The organism is Microcella sp., assembly GCF_040286215.1.
In the GTDB taxonomy this organism is placed as follows: domain Bacteria; phylum Actinomycetota; class Actinomycetes; order Actinomycetales; family Microbacteriaceae; genus Microcella.
Genome location: NZ_JAVKCK010000014.1, coordinates 56,508 through 72,831 on the forward strand (window position 1 = coordinate 56,508; position 16,324 = coordinate 72,831).

The 16,324-nt window shown below is 69.5% G+C and carries 15 protein-coding genes; 14 read left to right on the top strand and 1 reads right to left on the bottom strand.

Features of this window, described 5'->3' with window-relative positions; translation table 11 throughout:
- Positions 1-3 precede the first annotated feature (3 nt).
- From ftsW to dnaE, 11 genes are all read left to right on the top strand, one after another.
- A complete protein-coding gene (gene ftsW, locus RJQ01_RS07545; protein ID WP_350476127.1) occupies positions 4-1,218 on the top strand; it encodes a putative lipid II flippase FtsW in 1,215 nt (404 codons plus the stop codon).
- Positions 1,215-2,297, top strand: a complete 1,083-nt coding sequence (locus RJQ01_RS07550; RefSeq protein WP_350476128.1) for a UDP-N-acetylglucosamine--N-acetylmuramyl-(pentapeptide) pyrophosphoryl-undecaprenol N-acetylglucosamine transferase — start codon at positions 1,215-1,217, stop codon at positions 2,295-2,297. Before ftsW ends, RJQ01_RS07550 begins: the two co-directional genes overlap by 4 nt.
- 11 nt (positions 2,298-2,308) lie before the next feature.
- Positions 2,309-3,736: a UDP-N-acetylmuramate--L-alanine ligase gene (gene murC / locus RJQ01_RS07555; protein ID WP_350476129.1), complete on the top strand. Its 1,428-nt coding sequence runs from the start codon at positions 2,309-2,311 to the stop codon at positions 3,734-3,736.
- Positions 3,733-4,668, top strand: a complete 936-nt coding sequence (locus RJQ01_RS07560) for an FtsQ-type POTRA domain-containing protein (protein WP_350476130.1) — start codon at positions 3,733-3,735, stop codon at positions 4,666-4,668. Before murC ends, RJQ01_RS07560 begins: the two co-directional genes overlap by 4 nt.
- A gap of 154 nt (positions 4,669-4,822) precedes the next feature.
- On the top strand, positions 4,823-5,974 hold the full coding sequence (gene ftsZ, locus RJQ01_RS07565) for a cell division protein FtsZ (protein ID WP_350476131.1): 1,152 nt from the start codon (positions 4,823-4,825) through the stop codon (positions 5,972-5,974).
- Between the two features lie 3 nt (positions 5,975-5,977).
- Positions 5,978-6,658, top strand: coding sequence for a YggS family pyridoxal phosphate-dependent enzyme (locus RJQ01_RS07570; RefSeq protein WP_350476133.1), 681 nt, complete (start codon positions 5,978-5,980; stop codon positions 6,656-6,658).
- 31 nt (positions 6,659-6,689) lie between these two features.
- Complete coding sequence (locus tag RJQ01_RS07575) at positions 6,690-7,166, top strand: cell division protein SepF (RefSeq protein WP_350476134.1); 477 nt, start codon at positions 6,690-6,692, stop codon at positions 7,164-7,166.
- A 61-nt stretch (positions 7,167-7,227) separates the two neighbouring features.
- Entirely contained in the window at positions 7,228-7,524 is a 297-nt protein-coding gene (locus RJQ01_RS07580) for a YggT family protein (protein WP_350476135.1), read from the top strand.
- A gap of 125 nt (positions 7,525-7,649) precedes the next feature.
- On the top strand, positions 7,650-8,441 hold the full coding sequence (locus tag RJQ01_RS07585; protein ID WP_350476136.1) for a DivIVA domain-containing protein: 792 nt from the start codon (positions 7,650-7,652) through the stop codon (positions 8,439-8,441).
- Positions 8,442-8,490: 49 nt separating this feature from the next.
- Positions 8,491-9,414 carry an RluA family pseudouridine synthase gene (locus RJQ01_RS07590; RefSeq protein ID WP_350476137.1) on the top strand — a complete coding sequence of 308 codons (924 nt, stop codon included), beginning with the start codon at positions 8,491-8,493 and terminating at the stop codon, positions 9,412-9,414.
- Positions 9,415-9,496: 82 nt separating this feature from the next.
- Positions 9,497-13,012 carry a DNA polymerase III subunit alpha gene (gene dnaE / locus RJQ01_RS07595; RefSeq protein WP_350476138.1) on the top strand — a complete coding sequence of 1,172 codons (3,516 nt, stop codon included), beginning with the start codon at positions 9,497-9,499 and terminating at the stop codon, positions 13,010-13,012.
- A 33-nt stretch (positions 13,013-13,045) separates the two neighbouring features.
- Here the strand turns inward: dnaE and RJQ01_RS07600 are convergent, their stop codons facing one another.
- Entirely contained in the window at positions 13,046-13,555 is a 510-nt protein-coding gene (locus RJQ01_RS07600; RefSeq protein ID WP_350476139.1) for a flavin reductase family protein, read from the bottom strand.
- Positions 13,556-13,622: 67 nt separating this feature from the next.
- Here RJQ01_RS07600 and hisD point away from each other — a divergent pair, with 67 nt between their 5' ends.
- The 3 genes from hisD to RJQ01_RS07615 form a co-directional block, all read left to right on the top strand.
- The gene (hisD, locus tag RJQ01_RS07605; RefSeq protein WP_350476140.1) at positions 13,623-14,936 is read left to right on the top strand and encodes a histidinol dehydrogenase; all 1,314 of its coding nucleotides are present in this window, start codon (positions 13,623-13,625) and stop codon (positions 14,934-14,936) included.
- A 92-nt stretch (positions 14,937-15,028) separates the two neighbouring features.
- On the top strand, positions 15,029-15,496 hold the full coding sequence (gene nrdR, locus RJQ01_RS07610; RefSeq protein ID WP_350476141.1) for a transcriptional regulator NrdR: 468 nt from the start codon (positions 15,029-15,031) through the stop codon (positions 15,494-15,496).
- Positions 15,497-15,500: 4 nt separating this feature from the next.
- The coding region (locus tag RJQ01_RS07615) for a quinone-dependent dihydroorotate dehydrogenase (protein ID WP_350476142.1) at positions 15,501-16,324 on the top strand (824 nt) is incomplete at its 3' end.

A 16,324-nucleotide genomic window follows, 5' to 3' on the forward strand; every position in this document is an offset into this window, starting at 1 on the left:
CTCGTGACGACACTGCGACCGTCTCGACCGGGACGCGACGCCGACCCGCAGCCGGCGCGCAGCCCCGCTCGCGCCATCGTCTCGGTGCGCACGCTGTTCGGCTCCGACAGCTCCGACTACATGATCGTGCTGGGCACGACCGTCTTCCTGGTGCTGTTCGGGCTCGTCATGGTGCTGTCGTCCTCCTCGATCATCTCCTCGCAGAGCAACGACGGCGACTTCTTCGCGATCTTCCTTCGGCAGGGCCTGTACGCTCTCGTCGCGATCCCCGTCATGCTGTCGATCGCGCGCTTTCCTGCGCGATTCTGGCGGCGCTGGGCGCGCACGGCGGTCATGGTCGGGCTCGGCCTGCAGCTGCTCGTCTTCACGGGGCTCGGGTACGACTACGGCGGCAACCAGAACTGGATCTCGATCGGCGGCTTCACCGCGCAGCCCTCCGAGTTCCTCAAGCTCGCCCTCATCGTGTGGCTCGGCACGGTGCTCGCGGACCGCGCAGACGCGTTCACCGACTGGAAGAGCCTCATCATTCCCGCAGTGCCGGTCTCGCTCGTGGCGATCGGCATGGTGCTGCTCGGTCAAGACCTCGGTACGGCATCCATCATGATCGCCATCGTGCTCGGGTCGCTCTTCTACGCGGGTGCGCCGCTGCGCCGGCTGGCGGCGATGGCGGGTGTCGTCGCCGTCGGCGGCGTGCTCTTCGCGCTGTCGAGCTCGTCGCGGTCGAGCCGCATCGATGTGTGGCTCAACGGCTGCCGCCCCGAGGACTACGAGGGCTCGTGCTGGCAAGTGGTGCACGGCACGTGGGCGCTCGGCTCGGGAGGGGTCTTCGGTGTGGGGCTCGGCAACTCGGCGGCGAAGTGGTCGTGGTTGCCGCACGCCGAGAGCGACTTCATCTTCGCCGTCATCGGCGAGGAACTCGGCCTCGTCGGCGCCGGGGTCGTGCTGCTGCTCTTCGTGGTGCTCGCCATCGGGCTCGTGCGCCTCATCCGCTTCCACCGCGATCCCTTCTCGCGCATCGTGACAGGGGGCGTGCTGATCTGGATCGTCGGGCAGGCCTTCGTGAACGTCGCCGTCGTGCTGGGCCTCCTCCCCGTGCTCGGCGTTCCGCTGCCGCTCATCTCTGTGGGCGGCTCGGCCCTCATCGCCTCGCTGCTGGCGATCGGAGTCGTGCTGTCGCTCGCACGCACAGCCGAAGCCAGCGAAGCACGGGCGGCATGACGACGGCCCTCCTCGCCGGCGGGGGCACAGCCGGCCATGTGAATCCCCTGCTTGCCCTCGCCGACCACTGGCGGAGGGAGGAGCCCGATGCCGAGCTTCTCGTGCTCGGGACGGCCGAAGGCCTCGAGGCCCGACTCGTCCCTGCCCGTGGCTACGAGCTCATCACGATTCCCCGCGTACCGCTCCCGCGTCGCCTGGGGAGGTCGGCACTGCGGTTCCCGGCGCGATTCCGGCAGGCCGTGCGCGTCACGCGCGCGGCGTTGCGCGAGAGACGCGTCGACGTGGTGGTGGGGTTCGGTGGCTATGCCGCGGCGCCCGCTTATTGGGCGGCACGGCGCGAGGGTCTGCCGTTCATCGTGCACGAGGCGAACAGTCGCCCGGGCTTCGCCAATCGATGGGGGCGGCTGCTCGGCGGCGCCGTCGGCGTCGTGTTCGCCGGCACCCCTCTGCGCGGCGCGCGGATCGTGGGCATGCCTCTGCGACGCGAGATCGTCGAACTGGATCGGCGCGCTGCGCGCGCGACGGCGGCCGACCATTTCGGGCTCCGTGCCGATCGCCCGACGCTTCTCGTGACGGGCGGTTCGACGGGCGCGCGTCGGCTGAACGAGACGATGGCGGCGTCGACGCCGCGCGTGCTGGGTGCGGGCTGGCAGGTTCTGCACATCACGGGGGAGGGGCGTGGAGACGGAGCCGCGGCTCTGCCGGGCCTCGCCGTGCAGCCGTACTGCGATCGGATGGAGCTCGCCTTCGCGATCGCGGATCTCGCCGTGTGCCGTGCCGGAGCGGCGACGGTGTCGGAGCTCGCGGCGGTGGGTCTGCCGGCCGTGCTCGTGCCCTACCCGGTCGGGAACGGCGAGCAGGAACTCAACGCCCGCGATCTCGTGCGCGTCTCCGGCGCGCGCCTGGTGAAGGACGCCGAGTTCACTCCGGAGTGGGTCGCCCGCGAGCTCGTGCCGCTCCTGGAACGGACTGACGTCATCGCTGGAATGGCGGCGGCCGCGCGGAGCGTCGGGCACCGCGACGGTGCAGGGGAGCTGCTGCGGCTCGTGCGGGAGACCCTGGCCGCGCACGCGGCGTAAGGTGTTGACCGATGATCAAGCCTGACCTCTCCCAGCCGCTTCCCGAGACTCTGGGACGCCTGCATTTCGTCGGCATCGGCGGCTCGGGGATGAGCGGCATCGCCCGCATGTTCCACGATCGGGGTCATGCCGTGACGGGCTCGGACCGAGCGGAGTCCGCCGCGGTGGACGCCCTGCGCGAGCGCGGTATCCCCGTCGAGATCGGGCACGATGCACGCCATGTCGGCGATGCCGAGGCGCTCGTCGTGACAGGAGCCCTGTGGCTCGACAACCCCGAGTACCAGGAGGCCCTGCGGCGGGGCATCCCGGTGCTGCACCGCGCACAGGCGCTCGCCTGGCTCGTGCGCGGGCAGCGTCTGATCGCGGTCGCGGGAGCGCACGGCAAGTCCACGTCGACGGCGATGCTCGTCACGGCTCTGCGCAGACTCGGCGCCGATCCGAGTTTCGTCAACGGCGCCGTCATCCACGACGCCGCCACGAGTGCGGCATGGGGCAGCGGCGAGCTCTTCGTCGTGGAGGTGGATGAGTCCGACGGCTCCTTCCTCTTGTTCGAGACGGCGATCGGCCTGATCACCAATATCGATACCGACCACCTCGACCACTACGGCAGCGAGGCGGCGATCGAGCAGGCCTTCCTCGACTTCGCCCGTGCGTGCGCGGAGCGCGTCGTCCTCTCGGCCGACGACGAACGCACCCGCCGCGTGGCGGGCGCCCTGCCGTCGGCCTCGCTCACGACGTTCGGTGAGAGCGCCGCCGCGCGTGTTCGACTCGCCTCGATGAGCGAGGAAGGGCCGATCAGCTTCGTCCTGAGCATCGACGGAGTCGAGTGGACCGGATCTCTCGCCGTGCCCGGCCGTCACAATGCGCTCAACGCGGCGGGAGTGGTCGCCGTTCTCGTCGATCTCGGGTTCGAGCCGCGTGAGGCGGTCGCGGCCCTCGATGGCTTCGCCGGCACCCAGCGGCGGTTCGAGTCGCACGGCGATGCCGCCGGAGTGCGCTTGTACGACGACTATGCGCACCACCCGACCGAGGTCGTCGCCGCTCTGCAGACTGCTCGCTCGGTCGCGGGCACGGGCCGCGTGATCGCGGTCCACCAGCCGCACCTCTATAGCCGCACCCAGGCGATGGCGAGCGAGTTCGCGGCGGTCTACGAGGCGGGCGCCGACCACACGGTCGTGCTCGACGTCTTCGGTGCACGGGAGGATCCGATCCCCGGGGTCACCGGTGCACTCGTGGCCGACGCCTTCGGCGACGCCGGGCGAGTCGACTACCGACCGGAGTGGGATGCGGCGGCCCAGCGCGTCGCGCAGATCGCCCGCCCGGGTGACATCGTCATGACTCTCAGCTGCGGGGATGTGTACCGCATCATCCCCCAGCTGCGCGCGGCGATCGAGGGCGCGGCGGAGCCTGACGAGGCGACGCTCGGTACGTCGGGATGAAGCGGCCGGAGGGCTTCCGCGGAGCTCCGCCGCAGACGACCCCCCCGCCGAAGGAGCGTCGCACGCGGGATGCCCGTCGCACGCCGCGCGAGCGCCCCTCGCGCGGTCGCGCGGCGTCCGCGGCGCTGCGCACGGCGGATGCGGGCACCTCGACGGCGTCGGCACGGCGCCGGGAACGCCAGGCCGCCCGTGAGCGTCGTCGCGCCGAGCGTGCGGAGGTGCGACGGTTCACTCGGCAGTCCCGTCGGCGTCGACTCATCGCGGCGATCGCGCTCGGCACCCTGCTGACGCTTGTCGGCGGTGCGGCGGCTCTCTCGGTCTCTCCACTCCTGTCGCTGACGAGCATCCGCGTCGTCGGCGTTGAGCGCCTCGATCCTGAGGAGGTCGCGGGCGCCCTCGAGGATCGCAGAGGCACGCCGCTCGCCCTCGTGACGGATGAGCAGATCCGCGGTGACCTCGAGCCGTTCGCCCTCATCCGCTCCTTCTCCACCGAGATCGTGCCCCCGGGCACCCTGATCGTGCGCATCGTGGAGCGGACGCCGATCGGTGCTCTTCCGACGGCGAGCGGGTTCGAGGTGGTGGACGCGGCGGGTGTCGTCGTCGAGACCGTCGAGGGGCCGCCGCCGGACATCCCGATCCTCCGCGTCGGAGCGGCGAGCGCCGATGATCCCGCATTCCGGGGAATCGCCGACGTGCTGCTGTCCCTCCCGCGCGAGCTGCGTGCCTCGGTGGCGACGATCAGCGCGACGACCCGGGACGACGTGCGGTTCACCCTCGGCGGAGCTGACCACTCCGTGGTCTGGGGCAGTGCGGAACGGTCGGCGTTCAAGGCCCGCGTGCTGGCCGCGGCGCTTGCGACGACCGACCAGTCGGTGAGCTGGGTGTACGACGTCTCGGCTCCCGACAGCCTCGTCGTGCGGCGCGCGGGGTGACCGACGCCCGCGCGGAGGCCGGGGGATTCGCGACACGCGGACGGCCTCATGCCGCGGAGCCCCCGACAGGCCTACCGTTCGAGTCAGCAGTACATACTGAGCATAACTTTAGCCTTCAAGTTGAAGGTGAAGGTTGACCGCGGAAGGCCACGACGTGACCACGAACCAGAACTACCTCGCCGTCATCAAGGTCGTCGGCATCGGCGGCGGCGGCGTCAATGCCGTGAACCGCATGATCGAGCTGGGACTGAGGGGCGTCGAGTTCATCGCCATCAACACCGATGCCCAGGCGCTGCTCATGAGCGATGCCGACGTCAAGCTCGACGTGGGGCGCGAGCTCACGCGCGGTCTCGGGGCGGGAGCCGACCCTGAGGTCGGGCGTCGAGCGACCGAGGACCACGCCGAAGAGATCGAGGAGGCCCTCGCCGGAGCCGACATGGTGTTCGTGACGGCGGGCGAGGGAGGCGGCACCGGCACGGGCGGGGCGCCCGTCGTGGCTCGCATCGCCAAGTCGATCGGCGCGCTCACGATCGGCGTCGTCACCAAGCCGTTCGCCTTCGAGGGCAAGCGCCGTCAGGCCCAGGCCGAGGACGGCGTGCTCTCGCTCAAGAACGAGGTCGACACGCTCATCGTCGTACCGAACGATCGGTTGCTCGAGATCTCCGACCGCGGCATCTCGATGCTCGAGGCATTCGCCACTGCCGATCAGGTGCTGCTCGCGGGCGTGCAGGGCATCACCGACCTCATCACGACGCCCGGGCTCATCAACCTCGACTTCGCAGACGTCAAGAGCGTCATGCAGGGGGCGGGCTCGGCGCTCATGGGCATCGGTTCCAGTCGTGGTGCGGACCGCGCCATCAAGGCCGCGGAGCTGGCCGTCGCCTCCCCGCTCCTCGAGGCGAGCATCGACGGGGCGCATGGAGTGCTCCTGTCGATCCAGGGAGGATCGAACCTGGGCATCTTCGAGATCAACGACGCGGCCAAGCTCGTTCAGGAGGCTGTGCACCCCGAGGCGAACATCATTTTCGGCGCGGTCATCGACGACACTCTCGGAGACGAGGTGCGCGTCACCGTGATCGCGGCCGGATTCGACGGGGGAGAGCCGAGCGCGATCACGCGCGACCGCCGCAGCAGCTTCGTCGCCGCGAGTGAGGGCGAACCTGTAGCGGCATCCCTCGGCACCGCAGAGTCAGCGCTCGAAGGCCGGGCGTGGGCCGACGACACCGAGCTGGGGGCGACCGCACCGATCGGCGCGCTCGAGGGCGACGACGACGGCGATCTCGACGTCCCCGACTTCCTGCGCTGAGTCGTGGAGGTCGATGCCGCACTGCGCGAACGCTACGAGAGCGTCGCCGCCCTCATCGACGACGCGGCGCGCGCGGCTAGTCGCTCGAGCGACGAGCTCTCGCTCATCGTTGTGACGAAGTTCCAGCCCGCATCCCTCGTGCGCCAGCTGCACTCCCTGGGGGTGCGGCATATCGGGGAGAACCGTCATCAGGATGCCGAGCCGAAGGCTCGGGAACTGGCCGACCTGCCCCTCGAGTGGCACTTCGTGGGGCAGCTGCAGTCGAACAAGGCGCGCGCCGTGACGCAGTACTGCCGTGTCGTCCACTCGCTGGACCGATCGTCGTTGCTGCGCGCCCTCGATCGCGCGGAGACCACCGTGGGGGTCTTCCTCGAGGTCAACTTGACCGACGACCCCGGGCGCGGCGGGGCCGATCCGGCTGCGCTCCCCGGTCTCGCCGAGCGCGTGCTGGCCTCTCCTCGTCTCGCGCTCCGCGGAGTCATGGCCGTGGCACCGCGCGATGAGGAACCACGGCGCGCCTTCGCGCGCCTGCGGGAGCACTCGGATGTCGTGCGCGGCATCGCTCCCGAGGCCGGGGAGATCTCGGCCGGCATGTCGGGCGACTTCGCCGAGGCCATCGCCGAGGGCGCGACACACCTGCGCATCGGTACGGCAATCACCGGAAACCGACCTGCCGACCGTTAATCTCGGAGGCGTCACGACGTAAGGACGACTGATGAGCAACCCGCTGCGCAAGACCATGGTCTACCTGGGCCTCGCCGACGAAGAGGTCGAGTACGAGCAGAGCGCTGCCGCGCACGCACCGGCGGCGCCCGCCGCCTCTGCAGGGTCCGGCACCGGGCAGCGCGCCCCCGTGACTCCGCTGCGCCGACCCTCCGCGACCCGCGGCTCGGCTCCTTCGCCCGACATGAACGAGATCCTCACCGTTCACCCGCGGCGCTTCAACGACGCCGAGGCGATCGCGGAGAGCTTCCGCGAGGGCATCCCCGTCATCATGAACCTCACCCAGATGAGTGAGCCGGATGCTCGGCGCCTCATCGACTTCGCCAGCGGTCTCTCCCTCGGCCTCTACGGTCGCATCGAGCGCGTGACGAGCAAGGTGTTCCTCCTGTCACCCGCGCACGTCGCCGTGAGCGGCGACGCCGCCGACGTCGAGCCCGAGGTGGACGCGTCGTTCCTCACCCGCGATTGAGCACTGCCGCCAGCGGTGGTGGCGTCGGGAACGCCCAGTGTGACCTGAGAGACTGAGCACTGTGCCGATCGTCTTCTCCGTGATTCTGAACGTCATCTACATCGCGCTGCTCATCGTGTTCATCGCGATGTGGGGGCGGTTCGTGCTCGACTGGATTCAGGCGCTCAACCGCGGCTGGCGCCCGCAGGGCGCCGTCGTCATCCTCGCGGAGCTCGTCTACACGATCACGGATCCTCCCATTCGACTGGTGCGACGGGTCATACCCCCACTCCAGCTCGGCAGCATTCGACTTGATCTGGCCTGGACGATCGTGCTGATCGTGCTGCTCATCCTCATGTCGCTCGTGAGTGCTCGCTGAGTACGCACTGACAGACCCGGCGCGCGGCTGTAGTCTGATGGCGCGGATGTGACGCATGTGGCGACATGTTGCTAGCGTTACCCCATCGTTATCCACTCGCTCCAGAAAGTACCGAGGTGACGCACATGGCACTCACGCCCGAAGACGTCGTCAACAAGCGCTTCCAGTCCACCAAGTTCCGCGAGGGCTATGACCAGGACGAGGTGGACGACTTTCTCGACGAGATCGTGGTCGAGCTTCGCCGGCTGACGCAGGAGAACGATGAGCTGCGCCAGCGGCTTGTCGCCGCCGACGCGCGGATCGCCGAGCTGCAGCGCGGCGGCGCCGCGCAGGTCGCCGTCGAGGCGCCCGCCGCGACGCCCGCGCCGGCTCCTGCTCCGGCGGCCGCTCCCGCTCCGCTTCCCAGTGCACCCTCTGCCTCGCCGGACGAGTCGGAGAACACGAACAACCTGCTGCAGCTCGCCCGACGCCTTCACGAGGAGCACGTGCGCGACGGCATGAAGAAGCGCGACGAGATCATCGCCGAGGGCCAGGCCGAAGCCGTGCGTATCGTGAGCGAGGCGCAGACTGCACAGGCGAGCCAATTGCAGGCTCTCGAGCAGGAGCGCGTCGCGCTCGAGCAGCGCGTCGAAGAGCTCCGCGTCTTCGAACGCGAGTATCGAGCGCAGTTGCGCTCATACATCCAGTCGCAGCTGAAGGAGCTTGAGGGCTCGAGTCAGCAGCCCGCCTCTGCGTCGCAGGCGCCCGCGCCTCAGCCCGCCTCGCCCGCAATGGCCTCCTCTGCCGCGGTCGGCTCCGCACCCGGATTCGGCGACTCTGGCCCGCAGCCCTCCTATGGCCAATTCCCCGGCTCGGCGCCCTCGCAGCCCGCGCCGCAGTCGCCTCCTCCCGGCCAGTTCCCTGGCTACGGATCCTGAGCGACAGGAGCCCTTGCCCCGCAGTCAGTACCGGTAGAGGAGCGCGACGGTGACCGAGTCGCGCTCCTTTCCTGTTCCCGACGGCCGGGTCGGGGAGCGCGTCGACGTGGCGCTCGCCACACTGCTCGGCTTCTCCCGCTCGCAGGCCGCCGAGATCATCGAGGCGGGCGGTGCGCTCATCGACGGCCGCGTCGCGGCCAAGTCCGACCGGCTCACCGAGGGTGCGTGGCTCGAGGTCAGCTGGGAGCCCCGACGGGCACCGGTGGTCGAGCCGCGCGAGGTCGCCGATCTCCGCATCGTCCATGTCGATGAGGACATCATCGTCATCGATAAGCCGGTCGGCGTCGCGGCCCACCCCTCGGTGGGATGGACCGGTCCCACCGTGCTCGGCGCCCTCGCCGCTGCGGGCTACACTCTCGCGTCCTCCGGTCCAGCGGAGCGCGCCGGGATCGTCCACCGGCTCGACGCGGGAACGAGCGGCCTCATGGTCGTGGCACGGTCTGAGCGCGCCTACCGCGAGCTCAAGAAGGCCTTCCACGATCGTCAGGTCGACAAGGTCTACCACGCGGTCGTCCAGGGTCACCCCGACCCCCTCTCGGGCACAATCGATGCGCCGATCGGGCGGCACCCCGGTTCAGCCTGGAAGTTCGCGGTCGTCGCGGGCGGCAAGCCCTCGGTCACGCACTACGACACCCTCGAGGCCTATCGAGCCGCCTCGCTGCTCGAGGTGCACCTCGAGACCGGGCGCACCCACCAGATCCGCGTGCACATGGCCGCCCAGCGACACCCCTGCGTGGGCGACGCGATGTACGGAGCCGACCCGGTGCTGAGCGAGCGGCTCGGCCTGAGCCGGCAATGGCTGCACGCGATGAGGCTCGGCTTCGCGCATCCCGGAAGCGGCGACGCTGTCTCCTTTCGCTCCCACTATCCCGACGACCTCCAGCACGCGCTCGATGTCGTGCGGGAGTCGTGACGCGCCTTCCGAGGCAGCCCGCGTCGGTGCTCCGCCGATCTAGACTGAAGGTCCGCCGACCCGCCTCGACCGCAAGGACGCCGTGACCTCTCGAGCCGACTCGTTCGTCCACCTCCATGTGCACAGCGAGTACTCGATGCTGGACGGCGCAGCCCGAGTGGCGCCTCTCGTCACCGAGGCGGCGCAGCAGGGAATGCCTGCCCTCGCCGTCACCGACCACGGCAACATGTTCGGCGCGTTCGACTTCTGGCGCACCGCGACCGAGGCGGGAGTGAAGCCGATCATCGGCACCGAGGCCTACCTCACGCCCGGAACGCATCGCACCGACAAGACCAGGGTGCGCTGGGGCGCAGGAGGAGAGGACGACGTCTCCGGCGCCGGCGCCTACACGCACATCACGCTCCTCGCGGAGACCACCGAGGGCATGCACAACCTCTTCCGCATGTCATCCCTCGCGTCGATCGAGGGGTACTACTTCAAGCCGCGCATGGATCGCGACCTCCTGAGCCGATACAGCAGGGGAGTCATCGCGACGACCGGCTGCCCCAGCAGCGAGGTGCAGACCCGCTTGCGGCTCGGCCAGTACGACGCGGCCGTGGCGGCCGCCGCGGAGTTCCGCGACATCTTCGGCCCGGAGAACTACTTCGTCGAGATCATGGATCACGGTCTCGGGATCGAGCGCCGCGTCATGGGCGACCTCATCAGGCTCGCGACCGAGCTCGGGCTGCCGCTCGTGGCCACCAACGATCTGCACTACACGCACGCGGGCGATGCCGCCTCGCACGCCGCGCTGCTGTGCGTGCAGTCGGGCAGCACGCTCGACGACCCCGCACGGTTCAAGTTCGACGCCGACGATTTCTACCTCAAGACGCCCGCGCAGATGAGGGAGCTGTTCCGCGATCATCCGGAATCCTGCGACAACACGCTTCTCATCGCGGAGCGCGTCGATACCGCGTTCGATACGTCGGCCAACTACATGCCGCGATTCCCCGTACCGGAAGGCGAGACGGAGGACTCCTGGTTCGTGAAAGAGGTCGACGCCGGGCTCGCGCAGCGGTATCCGCGCGGCATCCCCGACGAGGTGAGGGCGCGCGCCGACTACGAGATCGGGGTCATCGCGCAGATGGGCTTCGCCGGGTACTTCCTCGTCGTCGCCGACTTCATCACGTGGTCGAAGGAGAACGGCATCCGCGTCGGCCCCGGGCGCGGATCCGGAGCCGGCTCGATGGCGGCGTACGCCCTGCGCATCACCGACCTCGACCCCCTCCAGCACGGCCTGCTGTTCGAGCGCTTCCTGAACCCCGACCGCGTCTCGATGCCCGACTTCGACGTCGATTTCGACGATCGCCGTCGCGGCGAGGTCATCCGCTACGTCACCCAGAAGTACGGCGACGAGCGGGTCGCGCAGATCGTCACCTACGGCACGATCAAGGCCAAGCAGGCGCTCAAGGACTCCTCTCGAGTGCTCGGGTTCCCCTTCGGTATGGGGGAGAAGCTGACCAAGGCCATGCCACCGAGCGTCATGGGCAAGGACATGCCCCTCTCGGGAATCTTCGACAAGAACGACGAGCGCTACAAGGAGGCGAACGACTTCCGCGCCGTCATCGAGACCGATCCCGATGCGCGCCGCGTCTTCGACACGGCGCTCGGCCTCGAGAACCTCAAGCGCCAGTGGGGCGTCCATGCCGCGGGCGTGATCATGTCGAGCGAGCCGCTCATCGACATCATCCCCATCATGAAGCGCGAGCAGGATGGCCAGATCGTCACGCAGTTCGACTACCCGGCGTGCGAGTCGCTCGGGCTCATCAAGATGGACTTCCTGGGGCTGCGCAACCTCACCATCATCGACGACGCTCTCGACAACATCGAGAGCAACCGGGGCGAGCGCATCGTGCTGGAGGACCTCACTCTCGACGATCCGGGCGCCTACGATCTGCTCGCCAGGGGCGACACCCTGGGGGTCTTCCAGCTCGATGGCGGACCGATGCGATCGCTGCTGCGGCAGATGAGGCCCGACAACTTCGAGGACATCTCCGCCGTTCTCGCTCTCTACCGGCCCGGCCCCATGGGTGCCGACTCCCACACCAACTACGCACTGCGGAAGAGGGGCCGGCAGCCCATCACGCCGATCCACCCGGAGCTCGCCGAGCCCCTCGAGGAGGTGCTCGGCACCACCTACGGCCTGATCGTGTACCAGGAGCAGGTCATGGCGATCGCGCAGAAGCTCGCGGGCTACACGCTCGCGCAGGCTGACCTGCTACGTCGCGCGATGGGGAAGAAGAAGAAGTCTGAGCTCGACAAGCAGTATGAGGGCTTCGAAGCAGGCATGGCCGCCAACGGGTACTCGGCGGAGGCGACGAAGACCCTGTGGGAGATTCTCGTGCCGTTCTCCGACTACGCCTTCAACAAGGCGCACTCGGCCGCCTACGGCGTGGTCTCCTACTGGACGGCGTACCTCAAGGCGCACTATCCGGCCGAGTACATGGCCGCCCTGCTGACGAGCGTGGGCGACTCGCGCGACAAGCTCGCGATCTACCTCAACGAGTGCCGTCGCATGGGCATCACCGTGCTGCCGCCCGACGTCAACGAGTCGATCGGGTTCTTCGCGGCCGTCGACGACGACATCCGGTTCGGACTCGGCGCCGTGCGCAACGTCGGTCACAACGTCGTGGACGGCATCCGCCGTGCCCGGGAGGACAAGGGGCGCTTCACGGGGTTCTATGACTTCCTCAAGAAGGTGCCAGGCCCGGTAGCGAACAAGCGCGCGATCGAGTCTCTCATCAAGGCCGGGGCGTTCGACTCGCTCGGGTCGAGTCGCCGGGCCCTCGTGGAGATCCACGAAGGCGCCGTCGAGGCCGCTGTGAAGGAGAAGCGCGCCGAGGAGGCGGGCGATATCGGCTTCGACTTCGACTCGCTGTTCGATGAGGCCGAGCAGTCCTCCGACCAGGTCCCCGACCGGCCCGAGTGGGCGAAGAAGGACAAGCTGGCGTTTGAGCGCGAGATGCTCGGTCTCTACGTCTCGGACCATCCGCTCGCGGGGCTTGAGCAGCAGCTCGCGCGTCTCGCGGGCACGAGCATCGCCGAGTTGCACGAGAGTCCTCCTGCGGATGGTGAGCAGGTGACGGTCGCGGGCCTCATCACGAGCGTGCAGCACAAGGTGGCCCGGCAGTCGGGCAATCCGTATGCGACCGTCGTGGTCGAAGACTTCGGCGGCGACGTCTCGGTGATGTTCCTCGGTAAGACGCACCAAGAGTTCGGGGCGCGGCTGGCCTCTGACACCATCGTCGTGATCCGTGGCCGGGTGAATCATCGCGACGACGGCGTTTCTCTGCACGCGAACTCGCTGCAGCTGCCCGATCTCGGCCTTCCCACCGACACGGGCCCGCTCGTGCTCACTCTGCGGGAGGCGCGGGCCACCGTGGATGTGCTGAGCGAGCTCGACTCGGTGCTCGGCCGTCACCGAGGAGGCACGGAGGTGCGCCTGCGTCTGCTGCGCGACGACACGGCGCGCTTGTTCGAGCTTCCGCATCGCGTCGATCCGAGCGCCGGCTTCTTCGGCGAGGTGAAGAGCCTGCTCGGCCCTCGCGCTCTCGCCTGAGCCCGCGCGTCCGCAGCCCGCGAGTCCCCGACGCTAGGCGGGTTTGCCCGGCGTGCGGTAGGAGCGCTCGTGGTAGAGCAGGGCGGCGTCGGGGTCTCCGAGCGCGCCTTCGAGAATCTGCACCGCGATCATCGCGTTGGCCTCCACGGGCACGCGTGCCACAATGCGGCCGAGCATCCATGCCGTGACATCGTGCAGAAGGGGAAGACCCAGCGGGCCGGGAGCCCAGTGGTCGCCGACGAACCGTTCGTCGTGGTCGGCGGCGAGCTTCTGGGCGAGGTCACGATTGCGTGCACCCAGCATGTGGATGATGACGTGGTCGGTCTCCTCGATCGCCGGCCAGGAGCTCGCGATGCGCGCCATGTTGAAGGTCGCGAGCGGGGGAGCGGCCGCGAGGGAGGCGAGAGAGGTCGCGGTGAACCCGACCGGGCGCCCGCCCGTATCGAGAGCGGTGATCGCGGCGACGCCGGCCGCATGGCGCCGGAAGGCCTGGGCGAAGGCGTCGAAGCCCGTGCTGTCGGCAGTGTCGGTCGTCTCAGTCATCACACACCACTCAACCATGCCGGCTCCGAGGTATTCCCCGTTCGTCGCCGGATAGCATGAGGGCGCCATGATGACGACCCTTGACCTCCGTGGACGCGAGCTCTCGACAGCCGAACTGCTGACCATTGTTCCGCGGTCGTCGAGCGACGTGGGTTCTGCCGTGGACGCGGTGGCCGCGATCATCGCGGAGGTGCGCGAGCGCGGTGAGGATGCCCTGCTCGAGCAGGCGGAGCGGTTCGACGGTGTGCGACCGCAGTCGGTGCGCGTGCCGACTGCTTCTCTCTCGCGCGCCCTCGAGTCCCTCGACGCCGGTATCCGGCGCGCGCTCGAGATCGCGATCGAGCGGGTGCGCGCGGCGTCGGCGGCGCAGGTGCCCGAGCAGCGCGTCACCGAGCTGGCCCCCGGTGCGCGCGTCGTGCAGCGCTGGCAGCCCGTCGATCGTGTCGGGCTCTACGTGCCGGGCGGCAAAGCGGTCTACCCCTCGAGCGTCGTCATGAACGTCGTGGCAGCACAGGTCGCCGGGGTTCCCTCGATCGCGCTCGCCTCGCCCCCGCAGTCGGCGTTCGGCGGCTCCGTGCACCCGACGATCCTCGCTGCCGCGGCTTTGCTCGGCGTCGACGAGGTCTATGCCATGGGCGGGGCGGGGGCCGTCGCGGCTCTTGCCTACGGAGTGCCGGGGCTCGGCCTCGAGCCCGTGCAGGTCATCACCGGCCCCGGCAATCTGTTCGTCGCTACAGCCAAGCGCGCCGTCCAGGGCGTCGTCGGCATCGACTCGGAGGCCGGCCCGACGGAGATCCTCATCATCGCGGATGGCAGCGCCTCGCCCGCACTCGTCGTGGCCGACCTCATCAGTCAGGCGGAGCACGACGAGCTGGCCGGCAGCGTTCTCGTGACCGACGACGCGTCGCTCGCGGATGCCGTGCTGCGGGCGCTGCCCGATGCCGTCGCCGCGACCCACCACCGCGAGCGCGTCGCGACCGCTCTCGACGGTCCCCAGTCGGCGATCGTGCTCGTCGACGACCTCGCGCAGGCCGCCGCCTTCAGCAACGTCTACGCGCCCGAGCACCTCGAGGTTCACGTGCGGGACGCGGCGAGCATCCTGCCCCTGCTGACGAACGCGGGAGCCATTTTCGTCGGCGACAACACGCCGGTGAGCCTCGGCGACTACGTGGCAGGGTCCAACCACGTGCTGCCGACGGGAGGGCACGCGCGCTTCTCGTCCGGGTTGAGCGCGTCGACGTTCCTCCGCCCGCAGCAGATCGTGGAGTACTCGCGTGACGCCCTTGCCGAGGTCGCGGAACACGTGCTGCAGCTGAGCGCGGCGGAGCAGCTTCCCGCTCACGGCGATGCCGTGCGCGCGCGATTCCCCGAGCAGCGCTGAGGTGACAGCGGCGCTGAGGTGGCAGCAGCGCTGACAGCACGGCCTCGGTGATCCGCCGGTGTCTCCAGGGGCTCCACTAGGCTGAAGGCACCATGCACTGCCCCTTCTGCCGGCACTCCGACACCCGTGTCATCGACTCGCGCACGAGCGACGACGGTTTGGCGATCCGTCGCCGTCGGCAGTGCCCCGAGTGCGGCAAGCGGTTCAGCACGACCGAGACCGCGAGCCTCACCGTCACGAAGCGCAGCGGCATCGCCGAGCCCTTCTCGAGAGAGAAGATCGTCACGGGCGTGCGCAAGGCCTGCCAGGGTCGGCCCGTCACCGATGCCGACCTCGCGCTGCTCGCGCAGCGTGTGGAGGAGACACTGCGCGCGACGGGCGCCTCCCAGCTCGATGCCAACGACATCGGTCTGGCCATCCTGCCCTCGCTGCGCGAGCTCGACGAGGTCGCCTATCTGCGCTTCGCGAGCGTCTACCAGGCCTTCGAGAACCTCGACGACTTCGAGGAGGCCATCACGCGCCTGCGGCGCGAGGATGCCGCGCGCGCCGCGGAGGCCTGAGCGCGTGACGCTCTACGATCTGCTGTTCCGCGGGGTGCTCGCGCGGCTCGACCCCGAGCGGGCGCACGGGCTCGCCGTGGCGGCCATCCGGGCGATTCCGCGCCTCGGCCTCACGCGCCTCGTGCGCAGGGCGACGCGCCCCGACCCCACCCTGGCGGTCGATGCGCTCGGGGTGCGTTTCGCCTCGCCCTTCGGCATGGCCGCGGGCTTCGACAAGGATGCGCGGAGCATCCGAGGTCTCTATGCTCTCGGCTTCGACCACATCGAGATCGGCACCGTCACGGCGATACCTCAGGTCGGCAATCCGCGCCCGCGTCTCTTTCGCCTGGTCGAGGACCGCGCTGTCGTGAACCGCATGGGGTTCAACAATCAGGGAGCCGCGCGGGCCGTGGAGCGCCTTCGCCGCGAGCGGTCGCGGTCGCGACGGCCCATCATCGGCGCGAACCTCGGCAAGAGCCGAGCGGTCGCGGTCGAGGACGCGCTCGACGACTACCGCGCCTCTGCCCGTCTTCTCGCCCCCGTCGCCGACTACCTCGCGGTCAACGTGAGCTCGCCGAACACGCCCGGCCTGCGCGGCCTGCAGGATCGCGACCGACTCGAGCCGCTCCTGCGGTGCGTGCTCGAGGAGGCCGGCTCGACGCCGGTGCTCGTGAAGATCGCGCCCGATCTCGACGATGAGGCGATCGACGAGGTTGCAGGCCTCGCCGTGCGGGTGGGGCTTGCGGGCATCATCGCGACGAACACGACCATCGGACGCTCGGGGTTGCTATCCAGTCCGGAGCTGGTGGCCGCTGCGGGGGAGGGCGGCCTCAGCGGCGCGCCGCTCGC

Excerpts from the sequence above, each read along its gene's own strand:
- RJQ01_RS07550 (WP_350476128.1), top strand. The coding sequence starts at position 1,215 with ATGACGACGGCCCTCCTCGCCGGCGGGGGCACAGCCGGCCATGTGAAT.
- murC (WP_350476129.1), top strand. The coding sequence starts at position 2,309 with ATGATCAAGCCTGACCTCTCCCAGCCGCTTCCCGAGACTCTGGGACGC.
- RJQ01_RS07560 (WP_350476130.1), top strand. The coding sequence starts at position 3,733 with ATGAAGCGGCCGGAGGGCTTCCGCGGAGCTCCGCCGCAGACGACCCCC.
- RJQ01_RS07575 (WP_350476134.1), top strand. The coding sequence starts at position 6,690 with ATGAGCAACCCGCTGCGCAAGACCATGGTCTACCTGGGCCTCGCCGAC.
- RJQ01_RS07585 (WP_350476136.1), top strand. The coding sequence starts at position 7,650 with ATGGCACTCACGCCCGAAGACGTCGTCAACAAGCGCTTCCAGTCCACC.
- RJQ01_RS07600 (WP_350476139.1), bottom strand. The coding sequence starts at position 13,555 with ATGACTGAGACGACCGACACTGCCGACAGCACGGGCTTCGACGCCTTC.
- hisD (WP_350476140.1), top strand. The coding sequence starts at position 13,623 with ATGATGACGACCCTTGACCTCCGTGGACGCGAGCTCTCGACAGCCGAA.
- nrdR (WP_350476141.1), top strand. The coding sequence starts at position 15,029 with ATGCACTGCCCCTTCTGCCGGCACTCCGACACCCGTGTCATCGACTCG.